This window comes from Streptomyces sp. S6 (genome assembly GCF_054880855.1).
Genome location: NZ_JBTYMC010000442.1, coordinates 1 through 4,191 on the forward strand (window position 1 = coordinate 1; position 4,191 = coordinate 4,191).

2 protein-coding genes and 1 pseudogene are annotated in these 4,191 nt (G+C 71.7%); all 3 read right to left on the bottom strand.

What is annotated here, in order from left to right:
- Positions 1-334 precede the first annotated feature (334 nt).
- A pseudogene (locus ACVNF4_RS33210) lies at positions 335-1,033 on the bottom strand (beta-ketoacyl [acyl carrier protein] synthase domain-containing protein); the annotation flags it as partial.
- 233 nt (positions 1,034-1,266) lie between these two features.
- Entirely contained in the window at positions 1,267-2,910 is a 1,644-nt protein-coding gene (locus tag ACVNF4_RS33215; protein WP_461806589.1) for an NAD(P)/FAD-dependent oxidoreductase, read from the bottom strand.
- Positions 2,911-2,971: 61 nt separating this feature from the next.
- Positions 2,972-4,191 (bottom strand): helix-turn-helix transcriptional regulator (locus ACVNF4_RS33220; protein ID WP_461806590.1); only part of this gene is annotated, 1,220 nt, incomplete at its 5' end.

A 4,191-nucleotide genomic window follows, 5' to 3' on the forward strand; every position in this document is an offset into this window, starting at 1 on the left:
CGTAACCCAACGCGCCCTGTCCAACGCCCTCCTGCGCACCGTAACCCGCTTCTGCCACACCGCCGACGAGAAGATCACCCGCCACCACGTGCCGAAACTGCGCGGCCTCGACGTACGACAGGGCGGCGGCCGGCACGCTGTGCTGCCCGTAGCTGCGGCGCAGCAGGTCCTCCTGGCCTTCCTGGCTGGGGCTGACCAGGCTGTGGCCGCCTCCGTCGTTGTTGGTCAGGGTGCTCGTGAGGACGCCGTGCACCCGGTCGCCGTCGCGCAGGGCGCGGGCGAGTGTCTTGAGGTAGACGGCGGCGACGCCCTCGCCGCGGACGAACCCGTTGGCGGCCTTCCCGAAGGACGCGCAGTGGCCGTCCGGCGAGAGTCCGCCGAAGTGGGTGAGGCCGATGCTGACGTGCGGGTCCATCATCAGGTTCGTGCTGCCAACGACGGCCGCCTCGATGTCACCGGCGCGCAGGGCGCGGGCGGCCAGGTCGAGTCCGACGAGCGCGGAGGAGCAGCCGGTGTCGACGGCGAGGCTCGGGCCGCGCAGTTTCATGAAGTACGACAGCCGGTTGGCGAGGATGTCCCGGCCGGTGCCGACCAGGGAGTGGGAGGTGTGGAGGGCGCCGCGCGCCTTGCGGAGCAGTTCGTAGTCGTGCCAGACGGTGGCGACGTACACGCCGGTCCGTGAGCCCGCGAGGTCGCTCGCCCGCTGTCCGGCGTCCTCCAGCGCCCGCCAGCCGACCTCCAGGAGCAGCCGCTGCTGGGGGTCCATGGCGGCGGCCTCGCGCGGGGAGATCCCGAAGAACCCGGCGTCGAAGAGGTCGATGTCGTCGAGGAAGCCGCCGACCGCCGGGATGCGCAGCCGGGGGTCCAGCTGCACGGAGGCGTCCCACCGGTCGGGAGGCACCGGCCCGATCGCTTCCTGACGGTTCATCAGGAGGTGCCACAGGCTGTCGACGTCCGGCGCCCCGGGGAACCGGCCGGCCATGCCGACGACGGCGATGAGTTCCTCGGGATCGGGTGCGGAATGCGCGTTCATTCGCTGCCTTTTCGTCCTGAAGGGATTGACCGGGCTCGGCCTGGGACCTCACTCGTGGCGCCGACGGCATCGTGGGCGCGGACCTCGACGGCCCCTCGGAGGGAGCCGGATATCCGTGAACTCGTCTGGTTCCAGGCTAGGAAGAGCACCGGACCCGGGAGAACCCCCTGCCGCGCGGAACGGGGGGTTCTCCCGGTACCCCCTGCCCGGGGTACAGGGGGTGGGTCGGCCTGCTACTTCCCGGCCCGCAGCCGCATGCGGACCAGCCCCTTGCTCGCGTTGATCATGCGGGGGCCGATCTCCGGCGGGGCGTCCTTGCGGCACCAGCGGGCGTTCATCGCCATCTTGGCCGGCGACATGGCGAAGCAGCGGGTGTCCCGCTCGCCGAACTTGAACGACGGCGCGATGAAGTCGGCGTCCCGGACGTAGGAGAGGATCTTGCGGGCCGCGTCCCCGGGCTGCTCGGTGCCCTGCTCGACGGCCTCGCACAGCTCCCTGGTGAGGTGGCCCATGCGGTTGAAGCCGGCGCTCACGGGCAGCGGGGACCCGGGGTGCCCGTGCTGCTCCAGCTCCCGGAAGACACCGTCGTCGCCGGTGCGCTCGAACCGGTAGTAGGCGTCCTCCAGCATGACGTTGCCGAGCATGGTGCCCAGCATCCAGGTGCGGTTGACGGCGTTCCACAGCTCGTAGTCGCGGAAGCCCACGAAGGAGCTGTAGACGATGTCGTCGTGGAAGTCGAACAGCCCCTGCTGGAGGTCCTCCAGGTAGCCGAACCGTTCCATGGACCAGTCGCCGTCCTTGCTGGCCGCGATGAGGCGCCAGCCGAGGGCGTTGACGAGTTCCATCGTGTTGGTGAGGCCGCGGGAGTACAGGGCGTCGATGAAGCCCGCCGCGTGCGAGGTGAGGCAGAACCGCTCGCCGACGACCTGCTTGGCCGAGTACTGGAGCCTGCCTGTCGACACCCAGGGGCGGACCGCCTTCGCCTGCCGGAACTGGTGCGCGATCTCCGGGAACCTGGCCAGGAAGTCGTCGAACTCCTGCTGCGGGGTGCGGTCGTCCTTGGGGTGGACGCGGGGGTCCAGGGTGAGGCCCACGCTGCACAGCGGGTTGAGGGAGTCCGCGTTGTTGTCGAAGGGGATGACCCACAGCCAGCCGCCGTCGAAGACGTGGTGCAGGGTGCCGTGGTGCCAGGGGTTGGGCTGGTCGTGCCTGCGGGCCGCCGGCGCCTTGTCGAACGCCTCGACGCCGATCATGTGGGTGAACAGGCAGCGGGAGTGGGTCCTCGCCCGGGTGGGCGTCTCGCGCAGGGCGAACTTCTCGGCGAGCGGCGAGCGGAAGCCGCTGCCGTCGACGACGTACTGCGCGCGGAACTCCTCGCCGGTGTCGGTGCGCAGGACCACGCCGGTGTCCGGATCGGTCTCGACGTCGACGATGCGGGTGCCGAGCCTCGGGTGGGCGCCGTACTTGACGGCCACGTGGAACAGGTACGCGTCGATGTCCTGGCGGAACAGGTGGGTCTCGGTGCGCAGGACGGAGGGGACCACCAGCTGGTTGATCTCCTGCCAGTTCTGCGCGGAGCCCTCGCGGTGGTAGACGAAGCCGAAGTTCTGCTTCTGGCCGCAGTTGCGCGAGACGTGCTCGCGGATGCCCTTGAAACTCGACAGCGCGCGCAGTTCGGGCACCTGGTAGCGGTCAGCGATGAGCCTGGTCATGCCCGAGGTGTAGGGGATGGTCGACTCGCCGACCGCGAACCGCGGGTGGGTTCCCGCGTCGAGGAGCAGCACCTTGACGCCGTTGCGGGCGAGGACGGCGCCCAGCATTCCTCCGGCCATGCCGCTGCCGAGGATCGCCACATCGTATGGGTCACTGCGCTTCATGGAGTTCCTGACCTTCCTCGTGGGTGGTGGCTGCCCGGGGCGGGCAGCGGGCCTGCGCGGTTCACCCGGCCAGCGCCCGGTCCTGGCGGAGCTCGCCGCGCGTACGGACGCCGAGCTTGCGGAAGATCCGTGTCAGGTGCTGTTCGACGGTGCTGACGGTGACGGCGAGCCGGGTGGAGATCTCCTTGTTGCTGAGCCCCTCGGCGACCAGCGAGGCAACCCGCTGCTCGGCCGGGCTGAGCAGGTCCAGGGCCGCTGTGCGCGCCGCGTCCCGGGCATCCGGCGGTGCGATCCGGGTCGGCAGCAGGTGCGTCAGCTCGGCGGCGAGGGCCGGTGCACCGCACTCGCCGGCCAGTCGCGCGGCCCTCTCCACGAGCGCGTGCGCCTCGGTGTCCCGGCCGGAGCGCAGATGCGCGACGCCCAGCTCGGCCAGTGCCCCGGCGAGCTGGAGCCGGTCCCCGGACTGCTCCAGGACGGCCGTGGCGCTCTTCAGCAGCGCTCCCCGCTGGGAGGGCCGGCCTGCGGCGGCCAGGACCCGCAGGGAGATGCCGCGGGTGCGCGTCAGCGCGTCCCCGGCCAGGTCGAGCTGCTGCCGGGCCAACGCGTGCGCCCGGCCGGTGTCGCCGAGGGCGAGGAGGGCACGCGCGGCGCCCGACCGCCAGGGGACGAGGGACGGCTGGTCCAGTCCCCATCCGCGCATCAGGGAACCGCAGTTGACGAAGTCGTCGTAGGCGGCGCGGGGTTGCTCGGTGGCGAGGTAGTGGTGTCCGCGGGCGTGCAGGTAGTACAGGCCGAACCGGCTGTCGAAGAGCCCTGCCGGAAGAGGCACTTCGAGGTACTCGGCAGCCGCGTCGCGGTCGCCGAGGTCGGTGTTGGCCTGGATCAGGTTGGCGAGCGGTCCGCCGATGCACACGCCCCAGCTCTCCGCGGGGATCAGCGCGAGGGCGGCCTCGGCGAGGGCGCGGGCCTCGTGCGGCTGGCCCTGGCGCAGGGCGATACCGGCCCGCAGCGAGGAGAACTCGGCGATCCACAGCGGGACCCGGCGACCGCGTGCCTCGGCGAGCCAGTGGTCGCACCACGCCGCGGCGGCCTCGGTCCGGTCCGCGAACAACAGCGCGGACACCGCGCACGTCAGCCACTCGTGGGTGCTGCGGCCCAGCCGCATGGCACGCATGGCCGCCTCCGCGCTGTCGACGACGCTCTGGCTCGGGCCGCCCCGCAGCACGTCGGAGAGGGCGGCGGCGCCACGGGTGCGCGGGTCGCCGGCGAAGGCGACGTGCC

What these genes read in the sequence shown, in the direction of transcription:
- ACVNF4_RS33215 (WP_461806589.1), bottom strand. Translation starts at nt 2,910, where the DNA reads ATGAAGCGCAGTGACCCATACGATGTGGCGATCCTCGGCAGCGGCATG.